Annotated in this window: 20 protein-coding genes; 8 read left to right on the top strand and 12 right to left on the bottom strand. The window is 30.9% G+C overall.

What is annotated here, in order from left to right; genetic code table 11:
* Nucleotides 1-20: 20 nt before the first annotated feature.
* The 4 genes from H0I26_RS12910 to H0I26_RS12895 form a co-directional block, all read right to left on the bottom strand.
* The gene (locus H0I26_RS12910) at nt 21-2,981 is read right to left on the bottom strand and encodes a PorP/SprF family type IX secretion system membrane protein (protein WP_218699467.1); all 2,961 of its coding nucleotides are present in this window, start codon (nt 2,979-2,981) and stop codon (nt 21-23) included.
* Nucleotide 2,982: 1 nt separating this feature from the next.
* A complete protein-coding gene (locus tag H0I26_RS12905) occupies nt 2,983-4,446 on the bottom strand; it encodes a gliding motility-associated C-terminal domain-containing protein (protein ID WP_218699466.1) in 1,464 nt (487 codons plus the stop codon).
* Between the two features lie 69 nt (nt 4,447-4,515).
* Entirely contained in the window at nt 4,516-5,820 is a 1,305-nt protein-coding gene (locus H0I26_RS12900) for a hypothetical protein (protein ID WP_218699465.1), read from the bottom strand.
* A gap of 202 nt (nt 5,821-6,022) precedes the next feature.
* Nucleotides 6,023-6,475: a hypothetical protein gene (locus H0I26_RS12895; protein ID WP_101018604.1), complete on the bottom strand. Its 453-nt coding sequence runs from the start codon at nt 6,473-6,475 to the stop codon at nt 6,023-6,025.
* 963 nt (nt 6,476-7,438) lie between these two features.
* Here H0I26_RS12895 and H0I26_RS12890 point away from each other — a divergent pair.
* From H0I26_RS12890 to H0I26_RS12880, 3 genes are all read left to right on the top strand, one after another.
* Nucleotides 7,439-8,695 (top strand): NAD(P)/FAD-dependent oxidoreductase, encoded by a 1,257-nt coding sequence (locus tag H0I26_RS12890; RefSeq protein WP_218699464.1) that lies wholly within the window; start codon nt 7,439-7,441, stop codon nt 8,693-8,695.
* 115 nt (nt 8,696-8,810) lie between these two features.
* Nucleotides 8,811-9,818: an LLM class flavin-dependent oxidoreductase gene (locus H0I26_RS12885; RefSeq protein ID WP_218699463.1), complete on the top strand. Its 1,008-nt coding sequence runs from the start codon at nt 8,811-8,813 to the stop codon at nt 9,816-9,818.
* A gap of 203 nt (nt 9,819-10,021) precedes the next feature.
* Nucleotides 10,022-11,068, top strand: a complete 1,047-nt coding sequence (locus H0I26_RS12880) for an ArsO family NAD(P)H-dependent flavin-containing monooxygenase (protein ID WP_218699462.1) — start codon at nt 10,022-10,024, stop codon at nt 11,066-11,068.
* A 203-nt stretch (nt 11,069-11,271) separates the two neighbouring features.
* Here the strand turns inward: H0I26_RS12880 and H0I26_RS12875 are convergent, their stop codons facing one another.
* Complete coding sequence (locus H0I26_RS12875; RefSeq protein ID WP_218699461.1) at nt 11,272-12,141, bottom strand: outer membrane beta-barrel protein; 870 nt, start codon at nt 12,139-12,141, stop codon at nt 11,272-11,274.
* A 463-nt stretch (nt 12,142-12,604) separates the two neighbouring features.
* Here H0I26_RS12875 and H0I26_RS12870 point away from each other — a divergent pair, with 463 nt between their 5' ends.
* Entirely contained in the window at nt 12,605-13,903 is a 1,299-nt protein-coding gene (locus tag H0I26_RS12870; RefSeq protein WP_218699460.1) for an ATP-binding protein, read from the top strand.
* Nucleotides 13,904-14,315: 412 nt separating this feature from the next.
* Here the strand turns inward: H0I26_RS12870 and H0I26_RS12865 are convergent, their stop codons facing one another.
* From H0I26_RS12865 to H0I26_RS12840, 6 genes are all read right to left on the bottom strand, one after another.
* Nucleotides 14,316-14,678: a DUF805 domain-containing protein gene (locus H0I26_RS12865; RefSeq protein WP_218699459.1), complete on the bottom strand. Its 363-nt coding sequence runs from the start codon at nt 14,676-14,678 to the stop codon at nt 14,316-14,318.
* A gap of 107 nt (nt 14,679-14,785) precedes the next feature.
* Nucleotides 14,786-16,120, bottom strand: a complete 1,335-nt coding sequence (locus tag H0I26_RS12860; protein WP_218699458.1) for a DUF58 domain-containing protein — start codon at nt 16,118-16,120, stop codon at nt 14,786-14,788.
* A 4-nt stretch (nt 16,121-16,124) separates the two neighbouring features.
* On the bottom strand, nt 16,125-17,129 hold the full coding sequence (locus H0I26_RS12855; protein WP_218699457.1) for an AAA family ATPase: 1,005 nt from the start codon (nt 17,127-17,129) through the stop codon (nt 16,125-16,127).
* 4 nt (nt 17,130-17,133) lie between these two features.
* Nucleotides 17,134-18,342 carry a hypothetical protein gene (locus H0I26_RS12850; protein WP_256935122.1) on the bottom strand — a complete coding sequence of 403 codons (1,209 nt, stop codon included), beginning with the start codon at nt 18,340-18,342 and terminating at the stop codon, nt 17,134-17,136.
* Nucleotides 18,339-19,079: a hypothetical protein gene (locus H0I26_RS12845; protein ID WP_218699456.1), complete on the bottom strand. Its 741-nt coding sequence runs from the start codon at nt 19,077-19,079 to the stop codon at nt 18,339-18,341. Before H0I26_RS12845 ends, H0I26_RS12850 begins: the two co-directional genes overlap by 4 nt.
* The gene (locus tag H0I26_RS12840) at nt 19,079-20,044 is read right to left on the bottom strand and encodes a stage II sporulation protein M (RefSeq protein ID WP_218699455.1); all 966 of its coding nucleotides are present in this window, start codon (nt 20,042-20,044) and stop codon (nt 19,079-19,081) included. The genes H0I26_RS12845 and H0I26_RS12840 overlap by 1 nt, the downstream gene beginning before the upstream one ends.
* Before the next feature lie 21 nt (nt 20,045-20,065).
* On the opposite strand from H0I26_RS12840, the gene H0I26_RS12835 reads away from it, so the two are divergent.
* The 4 genes from H0I26_RS12835 (at nt 20,066) to H0I26_RS12820 (ending at nt 23,517) form a co-directional block, all read left to right on the top strand.
* On the top strand, nt 20,066-20,875 hold the full coding sequence (locus H0I26_RS12835; RefSeq protein ID WP_218699454.1) for an RDD family protein: 810 nt from the start codon (nt 20,066-20,068) through the stop codon (nt 20,873-20,875).
* A 396-nt stretch (nt 20,876-21,271) separates the two neighbouring features.
* Complete coding sequence (locus H0I26_RS12830; RefSeq protein ID WP_218699453.1) at nt 21,272-21,649, top strand: hypothetical protein; 378 nt, start codon at nt 21,272-21,274, stop codon at nt 21,647-21,649.
* Nucleotides 21,650-22,095: 446 nt separating this feature from the next.
* Nucleotides 22,096-22,254, top strand: coding sequence for a hypothetical protein (locus H0I26_RS12825; protein ID WP_218699452.1), 159 nt, complete (start codon nt 22,096-22,098; stop codon nt 22,252-22,254).
* A gap of 312 nt (nt 22,255-22,566) precedes the next feature.
* Nucleotides 22,567-23,517, top strand: a complete 951-nt coding sequence (locus tag H0I26_RS12820; protein WP_218699451.1) for a hypothetical protein — start codon at nt 22,567-22,569, stop codon at nt 23,515-23,517.
* Nucleotides 23,518-23,855: 338 nt separating this feature from the next.
* Here H0I26_RS12820 and H0I26_RS19880 read toward each other — a convergent pair whose 3' ends face one another.
* Entirely contained in the window at nt 23,856-26,582 is a 2,727-nt protein-coding gene (locus H0I26_RS19880) for a thrombospondin type 3 repeat-containing protein (protein ID WP_317618188.1), read from the bottom strand.
* Nucleotides 26,583-26,589 lie beyond the last annotated feature (7 nt).

Genomic DNA, 26,589 nt, shown 5'->3' with positions numbered 1-26,589 from the left:
AAATAGGGATTAATTAGTATTTAATTTTTAATGTTTAATATAGACATATTGCTATTATATGCCTTGTTTCCTTTATTCTTTAAAGCGTTTTGAGCCTCTGGGAAGTAATCAAATTTTTGATAATAGATATAGTACTTACTGGTATTTACATCATAAAAGAAATTAATATCGTTAAGTCCGGCTTTGACAGCTTTAGTCAAAAAGTCGTTTCTTTTATTAATATCCTTATGAACAGCTAACACTAAGTAATAGCCACTTTCTTCTTTGTTTACATTCTCTAAAATTTGAATATTATCACTTTGTTTTTCTCCGAAATCAAATTCAGAAGCTATAGGCGCGGTAGTACTAGGGATTGTAAAATCCTTTATGTTTTTTAATGCGGTTCTATCTTGCTTATAACGTTCATCTTCGTTATCAAATACAGCACGTTTAATTCTTCTTCGACGTTCATACTCTGTTGATATTTTAATATCTGCTAATTTTTGTTCCAATTTAGCTTTTGTGTCGATAGCCTCTTTTTGTTCTGATTCTAGACGTTCCATAGTCTCGTTATAATAGGCATCTACATTATCTAAATCGCCATCAGAGTTATCGTCATAATACTTTTTCAAGGCAGTAATTTGCTTATTTCTATCATCAATACTCTTTTCTAAATCCAATTTAATTGCATTTAATGCCTTGTTTTCTGCAGAGATACTTTTAAATGGCCTAGGCTTGACAACAATTCCTTGTTCTCCTAAATCATTCTCCTCTTTTAAATCTTTAAGGTCATTATCTTTTATGTCTATAATATCATTAAAGCGTTTTAATAAATCACTTTGAGTCTTTTTAGTAGCGTCTGTCTGTTTAGAAATGGCTTGAATTGTTTGTCCAACTGCATCCGTAAATTCAACAACTGGAGTTTCTTGAACTTCCTCAACAACTATTTCTTCAGCTTCAGCTTCCTCTTTAGCTTTTTGTTCTGCTAATCGTATAGCATTTGCATCAGCTTCTTCTTTAGCTTTTTGTTCTGCTAATCGTTTTGCATTTGCATCAGCCTCTTCTTTAGCTTTTTGTTCTGCTAATCGTTTTGCATTTGCATCAGCTTCCTCTTTAGCTTTTTGTTCTGCTAATCGTTTAGCGTTCGCATCAGCTTCTTCTTTAGCTTTTTGTTCTGCTAATCGTTTAGCGTTCGCATCAGCTTCTTCTTTAGCTTTTTGTTCTGCTAATCGTTTAGCGTTGGCATCAGCTTCTTCTTTAGCTTTTTGTTCTGCTAATCGTTTAGCGTTGGCATCAGCTTCTTCTTTAGCTTTTTGTTCTGCTAATCGTTTAGCGTTAGCATCAGCTTCTTCTTTAGCTTTTTGTTCTGCTAATCGTTTATCGCTCGCATCAGCCTCTTCTTTAGCTTTTTGTTCTGCTAATCGTTTTGCATTTGCATCGGCTTCCTCTTTAGCTTTTTGTTCTGCTAATCGTTTAGCGTTTGCATCAGCTTCTTCTTTAGCTTTTTGTTCTGCTAATCGTTTAGCGTTCGCATCAGCCTCTTCTTTAGCTTTTTGTTCTGCTAATCGTTTTGCGTTCGCATCAGCTTCTTCTTTAGCTTTTTGTTCTGCTAATCGTTTAGCATTTGCATCAGCTTCCTCTTTAGCTTTTTGTTCTGCTAATCGTTTTGCGTTCGCATCAGCTTCTTCTTTAGCTTTTTGTTCTGCTAATCGTTTTGCATTTGCATCAGCTTCCTCTTTAGCTTTTTGTTCTGCTAATCGTTTAGCGTTCGCATCAGCTTCTTCTTTAGCTTTTTGTTCTGCTAATCTATTAGCGTCTGTATCATCAGTAGCTTCTTGTTCAGCTAATAGTTTCGCATTAGCATCAGCTTCCTCTTTAGCTTTTTGTTCTGCCAATCGGTTAGCTTTTGCTTCCTCTCTAGCTTCTTGTTCTGCTAATCGTTTGGCATCTGCATCAGCTTTATCTTTAGCCTTTTGTTCGGCAATGGCTTCTCTATCAACTGTAGGTTTTGAAGGCGTTACTTTTTTACGTCTTTTAGGTTTACCAGAAAGTAATCCACTTATTTCATCATCACCACTATACTCGTAATTTTCAGTGTTTTTAAATCTATAGGCCAGTGTAATTTCGTGTGATGGACCAAAATCTGTTAAATCTCCAATAGCTTTTTCAAAATTATATTCTATGGCTATCTGAGGGGAAATATTTATTCCTAACCCTCCAGAAGCACCATAAACAGAATTATAACCTGCTTGAGCCCATATCCCTTTAGGAACAGTGAACATTGCTAATGCAGATATTATTGTTTCGTCTGTTTTAAATTCAGATTTTATTAAAGTTGAAAATTTACTTTCATCAAAAAAGCCTCTGGTATCCAAATATCCCGTGTACATCAAATGGGCTTGAATGCCTTGTTCAGGATTATCTTCCAACATTAATGAAGATTCTAAATTATAGGCTACTATATTTTTAAGTGATAATCCAAAGTCAAAAAAACCGTTTCCGTAGTTAATTCCAGGATTGACAGTTAATAAAAAGTTTTCAGGAACATTCTCTATAGATGGATCATCAAAGTTGGTAACAACACTACCTGTATTTAATCCACTTTTATAGGCACCTACGTTTAAACCAAAAGTTAAATTGCTATCTCTATCTAATCTAACGTTGTATGCAAAGTTTAAGATTCCTCCAAAAGTAGTTAACACACCATAATTTTGTTGGAACACAGCTAAACCGGCTCCAATATTTTCGCCAAATCTACCAGAATAACTTCCCAAGTAGGTTAGTGGTGCATTTTCAAATTGTACCCATTCTCTTTTATTAGAAAAACTGATATATTTATTTTGTTCTCGTACAAAACTAAAAGTTGGATTAATAGTAAAACGATTAAAGGTTAATGAGTTTCTTAACGGAATGTTAAGCGCAACGACGCCATCGTCTTCTTGCGAAAGAGACACCTGAAAAGAACAGACACATAAAATTAAAACGAGAAAATATGCTTTCATATTATTTTATGATTGTTATAGAACCTTTTTTAACTTCATTATCAGAAGTTGTTATGATATAGTAGAATACTAGATTTATACTCGTAAGGTTTAAGTCATCTTCAGGCCAATTATTCAGATAAGCGTCAGTATTTACAACAACCTCTCCACGGTTTGTTAATATTGTTACTTGTGTGTTTGATCCAACAACATACTGTGCTGGAATTATCCAAGTATCATTAATACCATCACCATTAGGGCTAATTAAGTTAGGGATTTTATCTACATCTGGAAATGGATCGAAAGGTTCTGATATTTCAAATGAAAATATCTTAGTGGCTTCGCAACCTGTGCTTTGGGTAACAATTACTGTGTAATTCCCGTAGTCTGTAGCTTCAAAACTGTCTGTGGTAGCAGTTGATATTAAAACATCATCTAAATACCATTCAAATTCTGGTAGTATAGCAGTGTTAGTAATGACTACCGATAAAGATTCACCTTCCTCTATTGTGTTAGTGTCTTCTACATTGATTGAAGCTTCAAAAGTTTGACTAACTATTGTAATTTCTCCTGACGCAACACAACCACCTAAATCAACTTGAACAGTATAAGTGCCAGATTCTGTAGTCTCATACATTTGTGATGTAGCACCGCTGATACTACTTCCATTTTCAAACCATTGATAGCTATCTCCTGTAATTGTACTTAGGACATTAGGACCTTGATCAGGGCAAAATAAAGTTCCTAAGCTTGCGGAAATACCGGCGTCAGATCCCCCAGATCCCACTTCGGTAATCGTTACACGATTAGAAAAAGAGTCGGACGTACAAGTACCATAATCTGTTTCTACAAAATAAGTCCCTTCTTGAGTAACCATAAGCGAAGAACCGCTAGCTACAAATACAGATGTTGTTGGCCCAGTTACCTGATACCAATTATATGTAAGAGATGGGTAGGCTAGGGGAGAGTCATTACCTCCAGAACCAGGATTATCAATAGTCAATAAATAACTACCACCAGAGCAAAACACGCCTGTTTCTATTAAATTATTAATAGTAAAAGGTGAATCTTGTAATTTATAATAGGCCGCAAAAGGCTGAGATCTACCACTAGTTGCTACAGGGGCAGTACTTTTTACACGTATTCTATAATTTTCACCAGCAACTGTATTTGGAAACTCAAAAGTTAAAGTAGCAGGAGAAGATGTTACAGCACCAGAACTAAGTAAATTTAAAGCTACGGGATTTGCAAAATCTCCATCAGCATCAGACAATTCCAACGAAAATTCATTTGACGGTTCTAATTCATTTTCAGGATTAAAAAGAAAGGTAACAGAATACGTATTAAAATTTTCGTTAGCACAAGCTTGAGAAAAATTTAAGTTAGGACTACTTATAACTATCTGCGAATTTACCGTTTGTTGGACAGTAAATATTAACAGACATACTAAGATTCTTAGTTTGAATTGTTTTTTTTTAGTTTGCATTTGGCTGGTATGTAATCTTCTATGCTATAAGTGCTGGTGTCGTGAAAAATTCAACTTTCATTTTTTTATTTAGTCATCATTTGTAGAAGAAGCCGCAATTTTGTTAATAATCAATCTAAAATCAGGACGCTTTGTACTTGTAGCATCTATAAAAGTTTCAGAATCAGGCCCTTTAGAGTATACATTGTTGAACGCTCTACTACCATACCAGTTTTCTAAATCTTCATTATTACTATTTCCTTCAATAAAAATATTTCCTATACAATTATTAAAATAAGTACTAGTAAATTCTATTCTATCTAAACTTTCGCTATTTATTGTGATATTATTGTCAAATATCACTGCAGGTTTAAATCCAGAAATTACACTTTCATGTATTTTGAAAGTTACGTTTTCACCTATATATATAGCTTCATTTACCAAACCTATTTGAATGTCATAGTCTAAATCATTACTTAAATTAATTAAAGTAAGATTATTTGCTTGTACTAAAGTTTGATTTTTATCAAAAACAGTTTTTCCTGGTTCATCATTATTTAATGCATAAATACATCTTGAGGTTCCTTGTCCTGAAACATATGGTGATTTTATTGCTAAAGAATTGGTTAAGACACATTGCGCACCATAATTCAATTTATAATCGTTGGCACTTGATTTATAGGACACAAATTTATCTAAACTAACAGCCCCACCTAATATACTAAAAGAGTTTCCTTCACAAAAACTTACCATTACATTGTCAAGAATCGTTTCGCTACCAACACCCGCTAAAGTAAGTCCGTTAAAGTAACCATATTCTTTAGTTCTTTTTCCTGCATATTCAATTCGCACATACTGTAAGATACCAGAATTACTTTCCGCATTATCACCTCCATAAGAAATATGTCTAACATCAGCAGAAGCTAACCCATAATTTAAAGTTGATTCGTTTTTGATATTATTGGTTGGTGCATCACCTAGAATAAAGAGTCCTCCCCAGTCTCCTGGTTGTTTTACACTCTGACTAGAGGTGAAAATAATTGGATCTGTGCTTTCTCCTTCGGCTATAATAGTAGACCCATTACTAATCGTTAATGACCCTTTTGATTTGAAATCACCCAAAATAACGGTACCAGGTTCTATTTTTAGTGTTGTGCTGTCAGTAACAAACACATCTCCCACTAAAAGATAAGTATCTCTTTTATTTAACTTAGTGTCTTTTGTAATGGTACCACTAAGTATTTGAGTTGGTTTACCGTATTCGGTTTTGTTAGGTTTAAATTCTGTCCAAGGATTTAACCAATTTTCATATCCTGTGACACCTTTTTCTTGTTGAGCACTAATTGTACTTAGCGCAAAAATAACTAGCAGAGTTGTAAGATTAATTTTTTTCATGAGGGTTAAATATAAGTTCTATAGACTATTCAATAATAATTTATATATCAAAACTAAACAAATTTCATACGAAATGCAAATAATATCGACAAAGTGTAATTTTACATCAAAAATAAGGTGTTTTTCCTACAGAAAAGGTTAAACAAAGCGTAATCACTAATTATTTATGAGACTTTTCTGACAAACTAAAACACTGATTACACTAGTCAACTTTAAAATCGTCGTAAGTATAAAGTGATTTTAGTGTCTGTTCGTAAAACAAAATAGCAGCTATTAAATCTCCAGTATCTGAATAAGGTAATATTGATCTTTGAAAATCTACCGTACTATCAAAATATTCAACAGACGCTTTTTGGTTTGCTTCTAATGTTTTTCTATTTTCTTTTGTTAAAGGAATACCCAAAGATCCAAGAGTTACGTTTGTTTTTGTTGCGAAAGCAATATTGGGTAGTATATTAACTAATACTTCTATTCGTTGAATATATAAGTCTAATAAATCACCTTTAGCAATTTTGTTTAACTCTTCCAAGTTATGATATTTATTGATACTAACTTTTCCAGTAATCAATCTTGGAGAGGCGTCTTTTTTTTGAGCGAAACTGATACTTAGTATCGTTAAAAAAAATAGGGTTAAAATAGTAGTTTTTGTCTTCATTTTTAAGTGTTTTTTGTGTAATATTAAAACAAATCTATATAAATTATTAAAATAAACAACTCAAATTTGTTTTTTTTTGATGTTTGTTTACTCTACATAATGTACATTTATCCGTTAAACGGCATATTCATTGGGTTAAAAGCGTATTTATACGACGAATTACTTTTTTGTTGTTTTTTAATTAAATGCAAAAATAATGCAATTTCTTTTAAAATATAACGATTTTGCCTAAAACGCTAGTCGTTTAAAATAAGTATGTTACTTATAGGTATAAGAAAGTCTAAATTTTTGTTTCGGCCCTTAAACATTATTTCTTTGTTTCTTATTCTTAAATTTATAACATCGTACTATATCAATACAATTCAATTCTAATAAATAATATTTAGTTTATGATTTGTTACTAGCTAAATTCCAAGAAGCGTGCCAAAAATATATATGCATGTAAAAATATTATGTTGATATATTTTATTTATTTTGATATTTGGTGTTACGTACACGTGTTTAAGTCAGTCTAACCATCTTGTTTGTAGTTGTTTGACGAGTATTAATTTTACTCCTTTCTTTATTAATTATTTTGAAATTTATGACATAAAAAAAATATTACGTCATACCATTTAATATAACTTTAGATATTAATATGACAAAAACAGAACCTTAAAACAGTGAGTTAAGAGTGAAAATTTCAACTATTTGATATTATTTAAATGGTCTTTATACTATCAAAACTTAAAAAAAAAAAAATGATTTGCGTTAATAATTAAGAAAGTTGTATTTCATTATAATATTTAATCTATTGCATTTGGTTCAGTTCTAATGTTACTTCTCGGGTTGGTTAATCGTTACTAATTTTCGTCTTTCTAGTATCTCATTATTAAATATATGGCTATACCATAATACGGTGTTAAAATATGGGTTAAATGAAATATAAGATTTAATTTTATAGTTCTTTATAAATCATTAAACATGACTAAAAAACCAAAAATAGTTATCATAGGTGCTGGTTTTGGAGGATTATCAATTGCTAAATCTTTTAAGCATAAAAATGTAGACATTTTATTAATTGATCAAAATAACTATCACAATTTTCAACCCTTAATGTATCAAATTGCGACAGGTGGCCTGGAACCTGATAGTATTGCTTATCCGATAAGGCGGATTTTTAGAAATTACAAAAATTTCAAATTCAGGATGGCTAAGGTTAACGCTGTGGATTCTATAAATAAAACCATAGATACATCTATAGGACAAATTGAGTTTGATTACTTAATAATTGCTACGGGAAGTGATACAAATTATTTCAATTTTGAATCTGTAAAGGACAGTTTGTTAACTCTAAAATCAATTCCGGATGCTTTAAACCTTAGAAGCTTTATTTTTCAAAATTTAGAAAAAGCGTTGGTGAATCAACAGGATGCGTCTAATCACAAAATTTTAAATATAGCTATTGTTGGTGGAGGACCCGCGGGAATAGAGTTAGCTGGTGCTATTGCAGAAATGAAACGCTTTGTTATTCCTAAAGATTTTCCAGATTTAGATATTTCTAATATGAAAATTAACTTATATGAAGCCTCTCCCAAACTATTATCAGTCATGTCAGAGCAAGCCTCTCTTAAAAGTTTGGAATATTTAAAGGCATTAGGTGTTAATGTACATTTAAATGCGAGAGTTACAAGTTATGATGGTGCTCGTTTAACTTTAGGAGATAACACTTCTTTTAATACAGATACGGTCATTTGGACGGCAGGAGTTAAAGGAAATCCAATACAGGGATTACCTGAAGAAGCAATAGTTAGTCACAGAATAGTAATAAATGAATATAATCAAGTTTTAAATACAAAATCAATTTTTGCTATTGGAGATGTAGCCTCACACGCGACAGATAAAAGTCCCAAGGGGTTACCTATGTTAGCACCTGTGGCACAACAACAGGGTAAACATTTAGCTAAAAATATTATTAATTTAATAGCTAAAAAACCTTTACAACCTTTTATCTATAATGACAAAGGGTCTATGGCCACGATTGGAAGACGAAAAGCAGTCGTCGATCTACCCAAATGGAAGTTTCAAGGTACTTTTGCATGGTTAGTATGGATGTTTATCCATATTATGTCATTGGTCGGTTTTAGGAATAAGGCAGTGGCTTTCTTAGATTGGATGAGTAACTATTTTACTTATGATAGACCACTAGGGCTAATAATTAGACCGTATCGTAAAAAATAGGTAATGCGATATTATACTAGTGCTATTAATAAGAATTACTATTAAAAAGTACTAGTGTCATTTTACTTATATCAGAACGACTAAATAAATACAAAAATAATTACTTGTCAGTATTATGAAAACAAAACACAACACTCTATATTCTATCTTAGATCTAGCATTGGTCTCAGAAGGTCATACTTTAAAAGAAACTTACAACAATGCCTTAAAGCTAGCTCAAAATGCTGAAACCTTTGGTTATACGCGATACTGGTTGGCAGAGCATCATAACTCGTCAAACATTGGAAGTAGCGCAACCTCTGTCTTAATTGGCTATGTTGCTCAAGGTACAACGACTTTACGTATTGGATCTGGAGGTATCATGTTGCCTAATCATTCGCCATTAATAGTAGCCGAACAATTTGGGACGTTAGGTGCTTTATATCCCAATCGAATTGATTTAGGACTGGGTAGAGCACCTGGCACAGATCGTGAAACAGCTGAGGCTATACGTTCTGATTTTATGCAAGCAGCACATTCTTTTCCTAATGAATTGGATAAGATAGAAACCTATTTTTCTGTAGAAAATTCAAAAGCTAAAGTACGGGCCACCGTGGCAGAAGGGATTAATGTTCCTATTTATATTCTAGGCTCTAGTACTGATAGTGCACATTTAGCAGCTAAAAAAGGACTGCCTTACGCTTTTGCTAGTCATTTTGCAACTACGCATTTATGGGACGCTTTGGCTATTTACCGTCAAGAATTTAAGCCATCAGAAGTACTACAAAAACCATACACTATAGTGGGCTGTAATATTATCATAGCCGATACAGATGAAGAAGCAGAACGTTTATCGACCTCGTTAATACGAATGATTGTGGGGATATTTACAGGAAAGCGCGATTATGTTCAACCACCAACAGACATGACTAACGAATTTAGAGATATTTTACAAAACCCGCAGATACACCAAATGCTTAAGTATTCCTTTATAGGAAGCAAAGCCACTGTAAAAACTCAAATAAAGGAATTTATTGATAATACTCAAGCAGACGAACTTATTGCGGTAAACAATATATATGGTATAGATGATCGTATTAAATCCTATCAGTTGTTTTCTGAAATTATGAAGGAATTGAATTAAAACAGTAATTTCAATACATTAGTACTAGTGAAAGCTCTTTAAATAGGTTTTTTTTTAATAATAAATCAGTCTTCACGAACCAAATAACGACTTGGCTTCTTATAGTATCGATTTTAAATGAAATCAGTTTAGTTGATTCTGAGCAATATGTAAAATAAAACCATTTTAAAAGAATTGTAATGTTATCTAAATAATAATGGCAAATGAAAATATATGATACTCTTGTTATAGGTGGCGGTCAGGCTGGATTATCTGTTGCCTATTTTTTAAGGCGTCACAAATTAGACTATTTAATTTTGGACGACCAAGATCAAATAGGAGGGGCGTGGTTGCATACTTGGGATAGTTTAAAATTATTTTCACCCACAGAATACAGTTCACTTTCAGGATGGGGTATGCCTAAAGGCAATGAAGATTATCCTAGTAAAACCCATTTTGTAAGCTATTTAGAGCAATATCAAGCACGTTATGATTTCCCTATTAAACACAATACACCAGTTCTCGCTGTTTATAAAATAGACAATGGTTTTAAGGTAGAGACCACTAGTGGTACATTTTATAGTAAAACAGTGGTTAGCGCAACGGGAACAGCACAAGCACCATTTATTCCGAAATATCCGAATGAAAATGAATTTTCTGGAATACAAATACATTCATCAGATTATAGAAATACAGAAGATTTGATAGGTAAAAATGTCTTAATAGTTGGCGGCGGGAACTCTGGAGCTCAGATATTATCAGAAGTTTCAAAAGTAGCTAATACACAGTGGGTCACTATTAAAGCGCCTTGTTATTTACCTGATGCTATTGATGGACGTTATTTGTTTAATGATGCCACTGATAAATTTCATGGTCATTCAGGTAAAACCTCTTCGGGAACAAAAGCCTCTTTAAGTGAGATTGTTATGGTAGAAAGCGTTAGGGACGCAAGAAATAGAGGTGTTTTACATGCTAGACGTCCCTTTAGTTCTTTTTATGAACGTGGGATTATTTGGGAGGACGGTACTAAAACACCTGTTGATATTGTTATTTGGTGCACTGGTTTTAAGGCTAATTTAAAACACTTAAAGACTTTGGGGCTTACAGAACATAACCAGATCGCTACAATTGGTACGCGTGCTATTAAATTGTCAAATTTATGGCTGGTCGGTTATGGTAGTTGGACAGGATTTGCTTCTGCTACGATTTATGGTGTCGGTAAAACAGCAAGACAAACGGTTAAAGATATTGCTGCTTTTTTAGTTAGGTAAGCTCTAAACCAACATGTTTAGGCAAATTTTATGACAATAAACTATTGCACACTACTTTTTGTAACAATTGAGTTAGAGTCTTTTTTTATATAATTTAAAGAGATAAAGCCTATTAAAACAATTGTTTTAATAGGCTTTATGCTGTTGTAATACATTATAAATGTTAGCTAATTACATAAATTAATTATGTTTATTACATAGATTTATTCGTCTCCATATTTATTAGAACTCTTAAATTTATAAGTAATTCCAAAGTTAATTCCAAAAGAAGAGTAAGGTACTTTTTGTGATAATTTTTTAGAACTATCTGTGTTGTCATGTGCTAAATTATCAACATATGTAGTTTCTTTATTAAAGCCGGGAGCTAAATTATCCATGTCGTAAAATCCGCTTACAGCAACAGTACCATCAGGTAAAACAATATCAGTATTAAATTCTGTGATTTCAGAATCTTTACGTTTTAAACTGATTCCGTAATATTCAGCTTCAACAAAAAGATTAAGATTGTCATTGATGTTAAATTTATAACCTAAAGCACCAACAAAACCTAGAGGAAAATGTCCATGATAATCTTCAACATAATCCGTTTGAGTATAAGAACCTTGTGGCACCCCAAAGGCATTAGCTTCATCTTCTGTAAAAACAGACTTACTAGATACTACAGCTTCCGTTTTTCCTCCTAATTTTAATAACGCACCAAAACGACCATAAAATTTATCTGTAAATTTATAAACAATAGAAGTAGATGCTCCAAAAGCACGTGCTCTTGCTACTGCGTCTACTGTATCGCTTGGTAAATCAACGTCAGATACCGTTTGATCAGTACCATGTAAATACCCAAGTCCTAAATCAAAACCAACAGACTCGTTAAAAAAATAAGTCCCTCTAATCTGTACATTCGCACCTTCACCATAACTACCATAAAAGTTTTCAGTTTCAGTTGAATTAATTGTTTCACCTAATTTCATTCCAGCACTACTAACGGCATATCCAGTACTAACTGAAATTTCTAGTTGCGCATAAGATGTTGCGCTTAATAAAAAAGCTGTAAACGCAATAAATAAATGTTTCATAATTTTTTATTTGAATTGTTAATTTTAGAAAAGTAATTAAATTTAAATAATAGTTTAGTTAAATTCAATTCCTACCTAACAAAGATACTTTTTTTGCCGAGTTTTAATGGAAACACTATTTAAAAATATTACAATTTAACGTATTGCCATTTAATCAAAACTATATACCTAGTAGTGATGTGTTTAGCCTTTTTATCGGGATGATTACGTATAAGTAAACATTATATCAAGGACTATTGCAACACGATAATCTAATTTTACTGTCACTAAAAAAAAATAGAGATTAAGAATCTTAATACTCTATAATTTGTTTTATTAAATTTGATATGAAAGGTTTGCTACTTAGTTTAGTACTAAATATCTATAATTGCTTAACATCTTTATAAAAGACGTTATTATAACAATTGTAAATAGTATATTTCCAATAGCATTTTAAAATTTTATCTCATAAACACTTTATATAATGAAAAACGAATATATCGACACTAATCCTGAACAGGTGGAGAAGGATAAAATCATTAAGCGTCAATTGCGTTTTCAGGAACTATTAATAAGTATATCAACACAGTACATTAATTCTGATTTATCAGATATCAATAAGCTTATTAATGAGTCTTTACAACAGATTGGAGAATTTGTCGAATCCGATAGGAGTTATGTTTTTTCTTATGATTTAATAAATAAAACTACGTCTAATACTTTTGAATGGTGTGCCCAGGGTATAGTACCAGAAATAGATAATTTACAAAATGTACCTGTGGAATATGTTACCCAATGGTTAGATGCACATAAAAAAGGTGAGGCTTTTTACGTAGAAGATGTTAGCCTTTTACCCGATGATGGTGAGTTTGGATTACGTGCTATTTTAGAACCTCAAGGTATTAAAAGTTTGATAACAATACCTAAAATCAAAAACAATCAATTAATTGGATTTATAGGATTTGATTCTGTAACAAAAATCAATACTTATTCCGATAATGAACAAGAGATTCTGTTCGTGTTTGCTAATATGCTAGTAAATGTCATTCAAAGAAAAGAGCAGGAAGAGCAAATAAAAGCACAGAAAGAAAAGAAAGAAGAATTATTGAGAAATTTATCGGTTCAAAATGAAGAATTAAATGAATATGCTCATGTTGTTTCTCATGACTTAAAAGGACCTTTAATTAATATTCACACTTTAGTTGGTTGGTTTATGGATGATCATAAAGCGACGTTAGGCGAAGCTCTTTTAAAACCGCTAGAGCAAGTATTATTTAATGTTGAAAAAATGGATTTTTTAATAAAAGGAATTTTTGATTATTCCACTATAGATAAATTAGAATCCGAAGACTCTCATATTAATTTTAATACAATTATTAGAGAGGTTATTGATGCGCTATTAGTACCTAATAACACTACTATAGTTGTACAAGATAATTTACCAAGCATGACTGGAAATATCTGGAAGTTTAAGCAAGTATTTCAGAATCTAATTCAAAATGCAATAAAATATAGCGATAAAGACAACAGTGTAATAGAAATCACCTGTATGGATAAAGGTGATTATTTAGAGTTTTTTGTAAAGGATCAAGGTATTGGAATCAATTCGGATTATTTTGGTAAGATATTTAAGGTTTTTACGAAATTGGAAAGTACAAGCTCCTCTTCAGGAATTGGACTATCTATTGTTAAAAAAATTATAACGTATTATAAAGGTTCAATTTGGTTAGAAAGTGAAGAGGGAATAGGATCGACTTTTTATTTTACTATCTTTAAAAATTAATATGTTTTTTATAAGTCTAACGAGGAAAATTGAAATTTCAAAATTTGAAATTATAATGACCGAATAAACGATTATACCAAGTCTTATTTGTAAGAAAAAAAACAACACGCTGAGAATCGCGTATTTGAAAAAAAACAGGTACTAGCTCAGAATATTAAAATTATGAAAAATAATAATAGGGAAGGTATTGAATAGGACCGTTGTAATCTTATTTTACAACTTTGAATAACTTAGGCAAATCAAAACTATAATTTAGGAAAAATCATTAAAGTTAATAATTGTAGTAATACTTTTAATATATCCAAAATTTGCTAAAGCGATTATTAGATAGTATTGTAAAAAAAAACTTGTTTATTTTATTAGACAAAGTGCCAATAAAATAAACAAGAATTAATACTATAATACGTTAAGATTATTCTTTACCTATTGAATCGATAGCACTATTGTTACCTACTCCTTTAGGATTATCACCCCATTTATTTGGGCCAGGAACACTATCAGTACAAGCTAAAATTAAATTATAAATAGGAATTAATAAATACCATCCGCTTTTACCTACATCATGCATACGTCTTACACCAACAGCTATTCCAGGAACAAGTACTGCTAAAGAATATATTGTACCAATTATAGGTGTTTGTATCATTCCAGCAACAAATCCTACTGCTACTGAAACAATCACGTTAATAAGATAAAACATCCAATATTCCTCACGTCTTGCTCTTCCGTTAAAATCCGCGTAATGCTCTTTTAATACTTTTAAATACCAATTCATTATAATTTGTTTTTTTGTGGTTAGTCGGCTAATTTAATAAAAAACTATTCTTTATTGATGTAAATATTATCCTTTTTAAATATTTTTTTATATAGTATTATTGAGTGCTAAAAAAGACCTCTAGATTTTAATTCTAAATATTTATTAATAGTGTCTCCTGTTAAATTTTGAGGCTCGGTTAAAACAGATTGAATCCCATATTTTTTTAACGCTTTTACAATGCTCTTTTTTTCATGCATAAATTTTTCTGCAATTATAGTATCATAAACAGCTTCAATAGTTTCTGACTTAGAATTAATTACTGAGGTTAACTCTGTGTTTTTAAAAAATACAACCAATAATAAGTGATTTTTAGCTAAGGCTCTTAAATAGGATAGTTGTCTATTCAATCCGTCCATAGTTTCGAAGTTGGTGTATAGGATTAATAGACTTCTGTTTGTTATTTTTCGTTTAACGACCGCATATAAACTGCTAAAATCAGATTCTGAAAAATCTGTTTTGATATTGTACAATGCTTCAGATATTAAATTCATTTGCGAATTTCTTTGTTCCGCCACTATAATATCTTCTAACTGTTTAGAAAAAGAAAGCATACCTGCTTTATCTTGTTTTCTTAAAATAACACTACTTATTGCTAATGTCGCGTTTATTGCATAATCTAATAAACTAATATTATTAAAGTGCATCTGCATGGCACGTCCCTTATCTATTATAGAGTATACGGGTTGTGATTTTTCTTCTACGTATTGATTGATCATTAGTTGGTTTCGCTTAGCTGAAGCTTTCCAATTTAGGGTTCTAATATCATCACCAGACACATATTCTTTAATTTGTTCAAATTCCAAAGAGTGCCCAATTCGTCTTGTTTTTTTTGTACCGTATGATATTGTATCATCAGTAAATGCTTTAAAATTAAAGTCTCGTAGCTTTAAAAAAGAAGGGTAACATTTTAGTTGTTTTTCATTTCCTAAAATATACTTTTTTGTAGCTAATTGTAGGGGAGAAGACGCATAAACATTAATATTACCGAAACTATAAATACCACGCTCCGTTGGTTTCAAATTATAATGAATGACTTTATCTACATTTGTTTTTAATGTTAAATCAAAAAAGAAATCACGTTTTTGAAACTGAAAAGGAAGCTCTTCAATGATGGATAAATGACACAAAAAGAAATAATTGCTTTTAATATTAAGCGTAATTTTATTGTCATCACCATTGGACAATTTTTCAGGCAACAGGCGTTGTACTTCAACTCCATTTTTTGTATTGTAAAGTATTAGTATGTCAACTAATACTAATAACATTAAAACAAAAAGTAATACTTTAGAAATAAAGAAAAATAGAGGTGCAAAAAAACCGACCACAAATAATAGCGCTATACCCCCTAGAATGTAGAATAATCTATTGTTTAAAAATAAAGTGTCGTATAATTTTTTCATTAATTTATCTAGGAATCTCTACCGCTTCAATAATTTGTTCAATAATTTGTTGACTGGTCAAACCTTCCATTTCTCTTTCCGGAGTTACAATGACTCTATGTTGTAACACTGGGATGGATGCTCTTTTAATATCTTCAGGTGTTACAAAATCTCTTCCATCTATAGCAGCAAAAGCCTTAGATGCTTTTAAAATAGCAATACTAGCCCTTGGCGAGGCTCCTAGATATAAAAAAGAATTAGATCTAGTGTTAACCACTATGTTAGCTATATATTTTAGTAAATTTTCTTCTAAACTTATTTGATTAACCAGCGCTCTATACTCTTCAATCTTAGCGCCAGTAATTACGCCTTCTATTTTTTCAATTTTAGTTGCATTTACTAAACCTTGCTCTCTAGTAATAATTTCTAATTCCTCGTCAGCTGTTGGGTATTCAACATTGATTTTAAATAAGAAACGGTCTAATTGTGCTTCAGGTAATCGGTAAGTCCCTTCTTGCTCGATCGGATTTTGAGTTGCCAAAACAATAAACGGTTCTTTCATTTTATAGGTTTCACCATCTATAGTAACTTGCTTTTCTTCCATAACTTCAAACAAAGCAGCTTGCGTTTTTGCCGGCGCTCTATTAATTTCATCAATTAAAATCATACTAGAAAAAATGGGCCCTTTTTTAAATTCGAAGTCCGTTGTTTTCGCATTAAAAACTGAAGTTCCTAAAATATCGGATGGCATTAAATCTGGTGTAAATTGAATGCGGCTAAAATCAATATCCATCGTTTTAGATAGCAATTTAGCTGTTATCGTTTTTGCTACACCTGGTACACCTTCTATTAAAACATGACCATTTGCCAATAGCGCTACAATTAAAAGATCCATCATGTCTTGTTGCCCTACAATGACCTTTTTTAATTGTTGTTTTATTGCATGAACAGTAGCTTGTAATTCAGAAACATCGATTCTATTAGTAAACTCTAAATTTTCTGAAGGCGCGTTATTTAATTGTTCTTCCATTATATTATTTTTTAAAGAAATTTTCTATCATTTTGTTTAATACCAACAAATCTTCTTGTGTACAATCTGTTTTTTTGTTTAAAGCAATAATAGTGTGTATTAGGTATTTTGTGCTACTTAATTCGTTATTAGATTTTGAAGCTAACTGTTCAATAAATTGAGTATTTAAATTGTTTGTACTTATTAAAAATTTTTCTCTTATTTTTTCCAAGAAGTAAGCTATTTTTTTATCTATTAAATTTTTATGATCTCCTTCTTTTAAATACAAATTAGCGATAGTAAACACAAACTCTTTAGTCGAATTCTGTAATGGTTTGATTATCGGAATTTCTCTTTGTTTCCTTTTAGCATTGAATGTTAAAAATAAGATAAGACCAAAGAATGATACAGCTAAAAACCATGTTAAGCTTGGGTGTTTTAAAAAGAAGGTAAAAATAGAATCTTGTTTATCTTCTTTTTTATTAGAAAATTTGCTCGATTTAATTTGAGGATCCCATAAAGCATCTCCATCTGGTAAATAAGAAAAAAGATTTTCTGCGTAGTTTTCATTGCCATTCAGCATATTATAATTAGTAAAAACTATTGGATTTGTGTGAACAAAAATGACACCGTTACCATAATATATTTTTAAAAAATTAGGCTTTTGTATTCCATTGACAGCGATGGTACCTAAAACGATAGTCGTTTTTTTATTATATGTTTTGAAATAGTTTTCTCTAATGTTTCTATCAAATACAAAGGATTGATTTCTAAAGGTGTTATTCTCTAAATAGAGGGTCCCATCTAATTGTTTTAACTCGGCTGGAGTCGAAATATTTTGATCTAAATTCTCGGTAGTAAACCCTAACTTATTTTTAAAATAGGTATTAAAATGATTGAGTGATAAAAAAGCATTATTGCCTTCTTTAATATAATCTAACAAATAATCTAAGCCATCATCATTAAGTTTATCTGCGCTATGCTTAATACAGATGTAGTTACCAAAACGACGGTCTTTGACATGGTTAAAAAGGTAATCGTATATATTTTCTTTTAAATAAAGGACTTCATTATTATTAAATAGAGCATCGGCCTCATTAAAAACAATATAAGTCCCAAAAGGGTCTTTACTTTTTTCTTTAAAATTCTCCTGCCAATTTGTTTTATTACAACTTGTTAGGTTGAATAAAATAATTAAAAATAGAACTTTCTTTATGTTTATTATGATATTCAATTAATGGAATTAAAAATGGATTTGTATTTTTTTTCTACTGTTTCAAATTTAAAAGTATCTAAAGGGAATTCGCCATACCAAACATAAGTATATATGTGTGACACTTCCGTAAACTGCCTTCTAATTTGTTTGTCATTAATTTCAAACAAATATTCAGTATTGGTTTTATCTTTATGATATTTAATTGTTTTTTTATCAGATAATTTTTTTAATAATAGTAAATAATAATACCTGGTTGCTAATCTATAGTTTTTGTTAAGAATAGCGCTTTCTAAAAGTCTATCAAAATCGGTTTCATGTATATCATCATTTTCATCTTCATACAATAAAGTTTCTGCGCTTTTTTGCTTTGATCTTTTAAAATTCCAGAATCCAGCATCACTACCAAGGAATGTTTTTAGAATAATCAAAACGATAATAAGTGCTAATAGAAAAGGAAAAACATTACTCATGAAGCTTACAAAAACTGGTAAAAAACCATTGTTTTTGTTACCAGAATGGATAGGAGCAGGTTTATCTACTTTTTGTGGTTCCGGTTTCTTAAGGTCATCTGTATAGTTAAATTCAGAATCATTATATTTTTCTTTTAAATTAGATTTAAAAGTTACTTTGTCTTCAATAGCACTACTTTTATTAACACTAATAGTATCATTATCTGCTTGTAATACCTTTATAATAGGAGTACTAAGAACAGTCTGACTAATTAATAGGAGTAGTAAGATAAAACACTTTTTCATTATCTTAAATTGTGTTTTTTAGCTACTTTAAATGGTAGAATTAAATAATAATAACTGATAGACACTAAGCTAAATAAAATAATAGCATAACACATAATTGCCGGCATTTTATTAGAATATCTAGTTACGTAACCTTCTAGAAAAGCAGCTATAATAGTAAAGGGTATTGTACTTAAAAAGATATAAAAAGCTTGTCTTACTCCAATTTTAAAAGATTCAAATCGTTTTAAAGTTCCGGGAAAAAAGAGGCTTGCTCCAATAATATAACCAGCAGCAGCTTCTATAATCATTCCAAAAATCTCATATGTACCATGAATCCAAATTCCTTTTAAGCTATCAGCAAGGCTATTGTGCTGATAAAAAAAGGCTTGAAATACAGCTACCATAATGGCATTAAAAACTATATAAAAACCAGTTCCAATTCCGAAAAACAACCCTGAAAGAAACATATTTAATCCGACACGTTGATTATTATCATAAATGCCAATAAAACTGCCCCAGTTACTTCCACCTTTATAAATAGCCATGGCATCACCACTTTCTATATTTTCTAAAGTTTGGTCTACATATTCATTTCCTAAAATTTGGCGTGCAAAAGTGTCATCATTAAATGTAGAGAGCAAACCAATAAAAAAACAGAAAAAGAAAAATATAAAAGAAATGTAAATATATTTTCTGTGTTTATAGGTTAAAAGAGGAACGGTATCAAAAAAGAAATTTAATAACACATTTTTATCTTTTCTTTTAGTATGATAGACTTTATCAAAACTAGTTTTTGCTAACTTGTTTAAATACACAGTAACCTTACTTTTAGGATAGTAAGTTTGCGCATATACCAGATCATTCATGATTTGAATATGCAGATTTGCAATATCATCTGGGCTTTTTTTTTCTTTATTTGAACTTATTTGCTCAAATTCAAGCCATTTTTCTTTATTTTGCTTTATAAAAGCTACTTCTCTCATTAGGGCGAATTTAATCATTGCATGAAAACACTCCAAATAAAAACCGCACAAAATGTAAACGTTAATTTTACGATAGCTAATATCGGTCAACGTCTGTTTGCTTTTGTCATCGATAATATTATAAAGTTTGCCTACATCTATTTTGCTATTAAGTTTTTTGATTTTTCGTTAATTGAAAATACTATTAATGATAATTGGTCTATTAAAGCTATTGATGTTCTAATATTTTTACCTGTTACTTTTTATTCTTTATACACTGAAATTTTATTAAATGGACAGACTATAGGAAAAAAATTAGTTAAAATTAAGGTTATAAATATAGATGGTTTTAAACCGTCAATTACTGATTATGTTATTAGATGGTTTTTAAGAATTATTGACTTTAATTTATTTTCTTTAATTTTTGTTTATATCGCATCATTGGGTTTAGAGAGTAATGAAAGCTTGCTAACTCTGGTTTTTATAGGAGGTAAACTTGTTGGTTTTTTATTGATTTTGTTTACCAATCAAAATCAACGTTTTGGAGATATTATGGCAAATACAGCAGTAATTTCTTTGAAAGATGATGTTAAGTTTTCTGACACTATTTTGGAAAACATTACGGATAGCTACAAACCATTGTATCCAACAGTTATTAAGTTATCGGATAACGATGCAAGGATAATAAAAGAAACTTTTAAAAATGCAATTAAATTTAATGACCATAAAACATTAATAAAATTACGATCTAAAATTATTGAAGTAACAGGTATTAAACCCGCACACGCCAACGATAAAGAATTTATTGATATTATATTAAAAGACTATAATTACTATACGCAAAGTATGTGATTTTGATGTTTTAAGCTCTTCCAAATTAGCAAAACAGCAAAGCGTTATATATTTCACCACTCTTCTTATAATCACTTCATTTTAGTCTGTTAGGATTTTTTTGTGGATTTATCACATACTAAACTATTATTTTAAAATAGACTTCCTCTGTTTTTATAAAGCATTTTTCATGAAAGTTGGACATGTAATGTGTTACAATAGGTAATCTCTCTATAAATTGTCTTAAATGAAAATGACTACAAAAGACTAAAACATACTGTTCTTTATCATAAAAAGAAGCATTATGATCTTTATCAGCATGAACTGATACAGATCATTTTGTAGTTATTAATTTGTGCCTACTTTCGTGGTAGAATAGTAAAGGAAAAACTAATAATTAATTAAAATAATACAAATATGAAACCACAAAAAAATTTAGGTATCTGGATGGATCATTCAATAGCAAACGTCATTGATTTAAAGTCTAAAACACATAATCAATCGATAGAATCACATTTTGATTTTGAAATAAAAAAAGAAGCGTTGGCTAAAAGCGAAAGCCTTATGCATAATAAAAAACAACAAATGGATGACGCTTATTTTAAAGAAATTTCTGACGTGATTTTAAATTATGAAAATGTGATTTTATTTGGTCCAACAAATGCAAAAACAGAACTTCACAACTATTTAGAACTTGATTCGCATTTTAAGGATATAGACATTAAAGTGGTACCCTCTGATAAGATGTCTAAAAATGAGAAGGTTGCTTTTGTGTTAAATTATTTTTATAACTAGTGCGTATGATTCTTTAAAAATTAGTTCTAAAATAATACAATACATAAGTTTTGTATTAAACTGTTATTGACTCCTAAGTTTGAAATAGCAAATCTTTATCACTTAAAAAAAGTTACTAAGTGGTGCTTACTTTTAATTGTAAATATTTATAAAATATGATTAATAAATTAAATATTAAAGAAAAGAACATAATATTAAGCACAAACTATATGGGAGATTTAGGCTATTTGTATAATAACGTACCTTATATCACACCTATAACTTATTATTATAATGAATCATTAAATACTATAACTTGTCATTTAAGTAATACTGATAAAATAAAAGCTTTGCGAAAAAAAAATGTGATAACATTATGTGTGTCTGACATCAACTCTGTTAGTGATTGAAAAACAGTCTTAGTACATGGCACATTTAAAGAACACACAGGAAGTGCTGCTAAATTAATGCTTCACAATTTTTCTTTAGGTGTGAAGGAAATTCTCATAAACAATGAAGATAAAAAATTAGATTTTATCAATCAGTTTTCTAGTAAGGTTAATCGGAATGATATCCCTATTATTTTTACTATAGAAATAGACACTATTACTGGAGTTACTAAGTAATAAAGGAGAATTATAGATTAAGTGGATTGTTAATTATCGTTACTAATGATTTTGATGCTTTTTAGATAGTATTTAATTTTCAAGTGATCCTTTAAGTATCTTATCTAAAGGTGTTTTAATCTATTTTCAAAAGTCATTAAAAACTATTAAATAGTGGCTTCGTAAAAGGAGTAGATTATGAAAATTGATTTTAATCTTTATTAAGATTTATAGACGTATAAGGAATTCTGCTTATAGGTGTTGTAAATCAATAGTAATCAAAAAATCATGTATCTTTAACATTAATTTTCGCCATAACACCTCATTCTATTTATGAAGATACTCTCTCTCATGTCCTACCTACTTGTTTTTCTTTTATTTGGTTGCAGCGATAGCAACTCTAAAGGTGATCAAGCCGTGCATAACTTTGTTAAACAATGGAATGATTCGCATACACAACTAAAAGTAGCCTATCTAGAACGCGACTATATGGATGTGGTAACTTATTATGGAAAAGAATTTACAAAAACACAAGTACAGGAAGACAAAAATTTGCTTTTCGAACAATTTCCAGATTACAGACAGCGTATTTTGAATGATGAACTAGTCATTACAAAAGAGGCTGGCAACTATTTAGTCACTTTTACGACACGTGTTAATTACAATGGAATTGAGGCAGATTATAGCTCATATCTTTCTGTAATCCATAAAAATAATGTTTTTAAAATTTTAAGGGAAGGCCTTGCAGAAAATGATAACGCTCTTGACGCTCCCATTTTCCCTAATGCCCGTAAAAACAATGAAAGCCTTTCTAAAAAAAGGAAACTGTATGGTGATTTTAATGGCGACAATCTATCAGACTATGCTTATGTGATTTCTCCAGAAGTCCCTTTTGGAGGTAAAGGCGATATACAAAGTAATACTTCTGTAGAATGTAAAGGAGATTGTAATAGTGTAGTCGTCTTTAGTGATAAAACTCTAAAACCGATAACAGTAAATGGCGTATACCAGTCACAATTAGAAAACCTTAAAGATCTTAATAGTGATGGCGCAGACGAGATTGGCTTTTGGGATATAAAACCGACGACTAAGAGTCTTTATGTTTTTGATGCAACTACGAGTAATTTATTAAGTGGACCTATTGTAATTAATACTACCATTCATAAAAACTTAAGTCTTATTGATGTTTTTAAAAAGACGGGGCCCAATAAAATCACAATATCTTATAGCGCACAAGTAAATGGTAAATGGATTTTAAAGAGTGAGGTTGTCGTATTGGATTAAATAAATTTTGAATGTGTACCTAATTAAGGTACAGTTAGTAATTATGCTTTTTCTATCGCCTTTTATTGTGGCTTGAGAATCACACATTAAAAAAAGCCATCTAATACAGAGTATTACAGCAAAGTGGAAACAATAAGATTAATATTTTCTTACTATTTACTATTTATTATTATTATTATTACTACTAATATTAGAATCTTAGAGTAGTGCTAATGTTAGACTATAATAATAAAACGAGTACAAGTTGATTATTTGTAGATTTTTGTAAATACAAAAGCCAGTTTGAAAGAGTTCAAACTGGCTTTTGATAGTATTCTATTTTAAAACGTTACTTCGTTTTAATTAGATAGTACTTGTTTAACAATTGTTCCATTAGTAGTCGTTAAACTAATAAACAACATTTGATTTTCTGTACCTGTCAAATCGACTGGTATCACATATTTTTGTGAAGCTTTGGTTGCTAAATTCGTAATACTTTTTATTAAAGTTCCTCTAACATCAAATATTTCTATTTTAGCTGTTGTATCAAAAGGTGTTGTAAATTTAATGTTAACTACACCGTGAAAAGGTACTGGATATACATCTAAATTTAACAAAGAAATCCTAGTAGGATTACCTGTACAAGCATCACCAATTCCGTCGTTATCAGAATCTGTTTGGTCTGTATTTGGAGTATAAGGACAATTATCTACACAATCAGCGATACCATCTTCATCAGTATCATCAAAGTCTTCGTCAATAAGTCCATCATTATCATTATCGATTCCATCACACACTTCTTCTTCTTCTGAAGTTAAAGATTCACATACATCACCAATACCGTTACCATCAGCATCTGCTTGATCTGGATTAGCAATTAAAGGACAATTATCTACACAATCTGCAATACCATCTTCATCTGTATCGGCAAACCCTTCATCTACAAGTCCGTCATTGTCATTATCTATTCCATCGCAAATTTCTTCAGAAAAGTCTGAATCACATACATCACCAATTCCGTTACCATCAGTATCTGCTTGATCTGGATTAGCAATTAAAGGACAATTGTCAATACAATCCGCAATACCATCCTCATCTGTATCGGCAAAACCTTCATCTATAACTCCGTCATTATTGTTATCTATTCCATCGCAAATTTCTTCAGAAAAGTCTGAATCACATACATCACCAATTCCGTTACCATCAGCATCTGCTTGATCTGGATTAGCAATTAAAGGACAATTGTCAATACAATCCGCAATACCATCCTCATCTGTATCGGCAAAACCTTCATCTATAAGGCCGTCATTATCATTATCGATTCCATCGCAAATTTCTTCAGAAAAGTCTGAATCACATACATCACCAATTCCGTTACCATCAGCATCTGCTTGATCTGGGTTTGCTATTAAAGGACAATTGTCAATACAATCTGCAATACCATCTTCATCTGTATCGGCAAACCCTTCATCTACAAGTCCGTCATTGTCATTATCTATTCCATCGCAAATTTCTTCAGAAAAGTCTGAATCACATACATCACCAATTCCGTTACCATCTGCATCTGCTTGATCTGGGTTTGCTATTAAAGGACAATTGTCAATACAATCTGCAATACCATCTTCATCTGTATCGGCAAAACCTTCATCAATAAGTCCGTCATTATCATTATCTAATCCATCGCAAATTTCTTCAGAAAAGTCTGAATCACATACATCACCAATACCATTACCATCAGCATCTGCTTGATCTGGGTTTGCTATTAAAGGACAGTTGTCAATACAATCTGCAATACCATCTTCATCTGTATCGGCAAACCCTTCATCTACAAGTCCGTCATTGTCATTATCTATTCCATCGCAAATTTCTTCAGAAAAGTCTGAATCACATACATCACCAATTCCGTTACCATCTGCATCTGCTTGATCTGGGTTTGCTATTAAAGGACAATTGTCAATACAATCTGCAATACCATCTTCATCTGTATCGGCAAACCCTTCATCTACAAGTCCGTCATTATCATTATCTAATCCGTCGCAAATTTCTTCAGAAGGCAAGGGGTCTTCTACCTCTATTATTGCATCAAAAGGGTAAGCGTGAATTTCACCAGAATTTTGTTCTAATACGTCAGTAATAATTTGTCCGTCAATATTGGAGTTGCTTCTGTTATTAAAACGAGCTCTTGGCGCGTATATCGTACCGTAAATTTGTGCACCACCTGTATAATCGATAGTAGACGTTACATTTGGAAAATTATACAAAATATAAGCTGCATATTCTAATGGACTTCCTACAATATTAGGCCAGCTATTAATTGTTACAACCTCAGGGTTGTCACTACTGTCAGTAATATTTATAATAAAAGGCGTTGTTGTTGATGGCACTTCTGTAATAAATTTGATTTCATTCAAACCATTAAACTCAGCAACTGTTAGATTAATAACATTTGTTTGATTTGGAATTAAATTAACCCATAGTTTACCAGTGTTGAACTCATTTTCACTCCAAGTTACATTTGTGTTTAGACTACCAATAACATCTGAAATAGACATGAATTGACTAAATGCTCCAACAAAATCTATTTGTGTGTCTCCTGAGATAGAAGTCGTCGCTTGATTTGTTGACAATTCTATTTTAGGATTACTGTTAAAGTTACCTCCAGCGTAAGTGATTCTAGTATTTATAGGTGTGTTGTTATTATCTAAATTGAAAATAGCACTTGTAGACAAATCTCCTATTTTGATAAAATTGTTTTCTAAAATATGTAATCCACCAGTAACATAATTTACCTGCTGATTTACAACCAAGGCAGTTGGTTGGGTGTCATCATTAAAATAGTTTAAACCTCCAAAGATATTAAACGTTCCGTCTATTGTTAGATTTCCACCTACTGCCCAAGACCCTTCTGATTCTGTACCCATCGCGATAGCATCTCCAGAAGTAAATACAGTAAAATTATTTGCAGCTTCTGTAGGACTAATAGGTTGATTTTGTGCTAGCGCACTAACCGTCGTGCATGCTAAAACTAAACCTATTTTAAATAGTTTGTTTTTTAATCGATTAAATTGTAAATCTTTTGTTTTCATTTAAGGG

Source organism: Olleya sp. HaHaR_3_96 (genome assembly GCF_019278545.1).
Lineage (GTDB): Bacteria > Bacteroidota > Bacteroidia > Flavobacteriales > Flavobacteriaceae > Olleya.
Note: the sequence above shows the minus strand (reverse complement) of the source record. Positions and strands in the feature narration are given on the sequence as shown.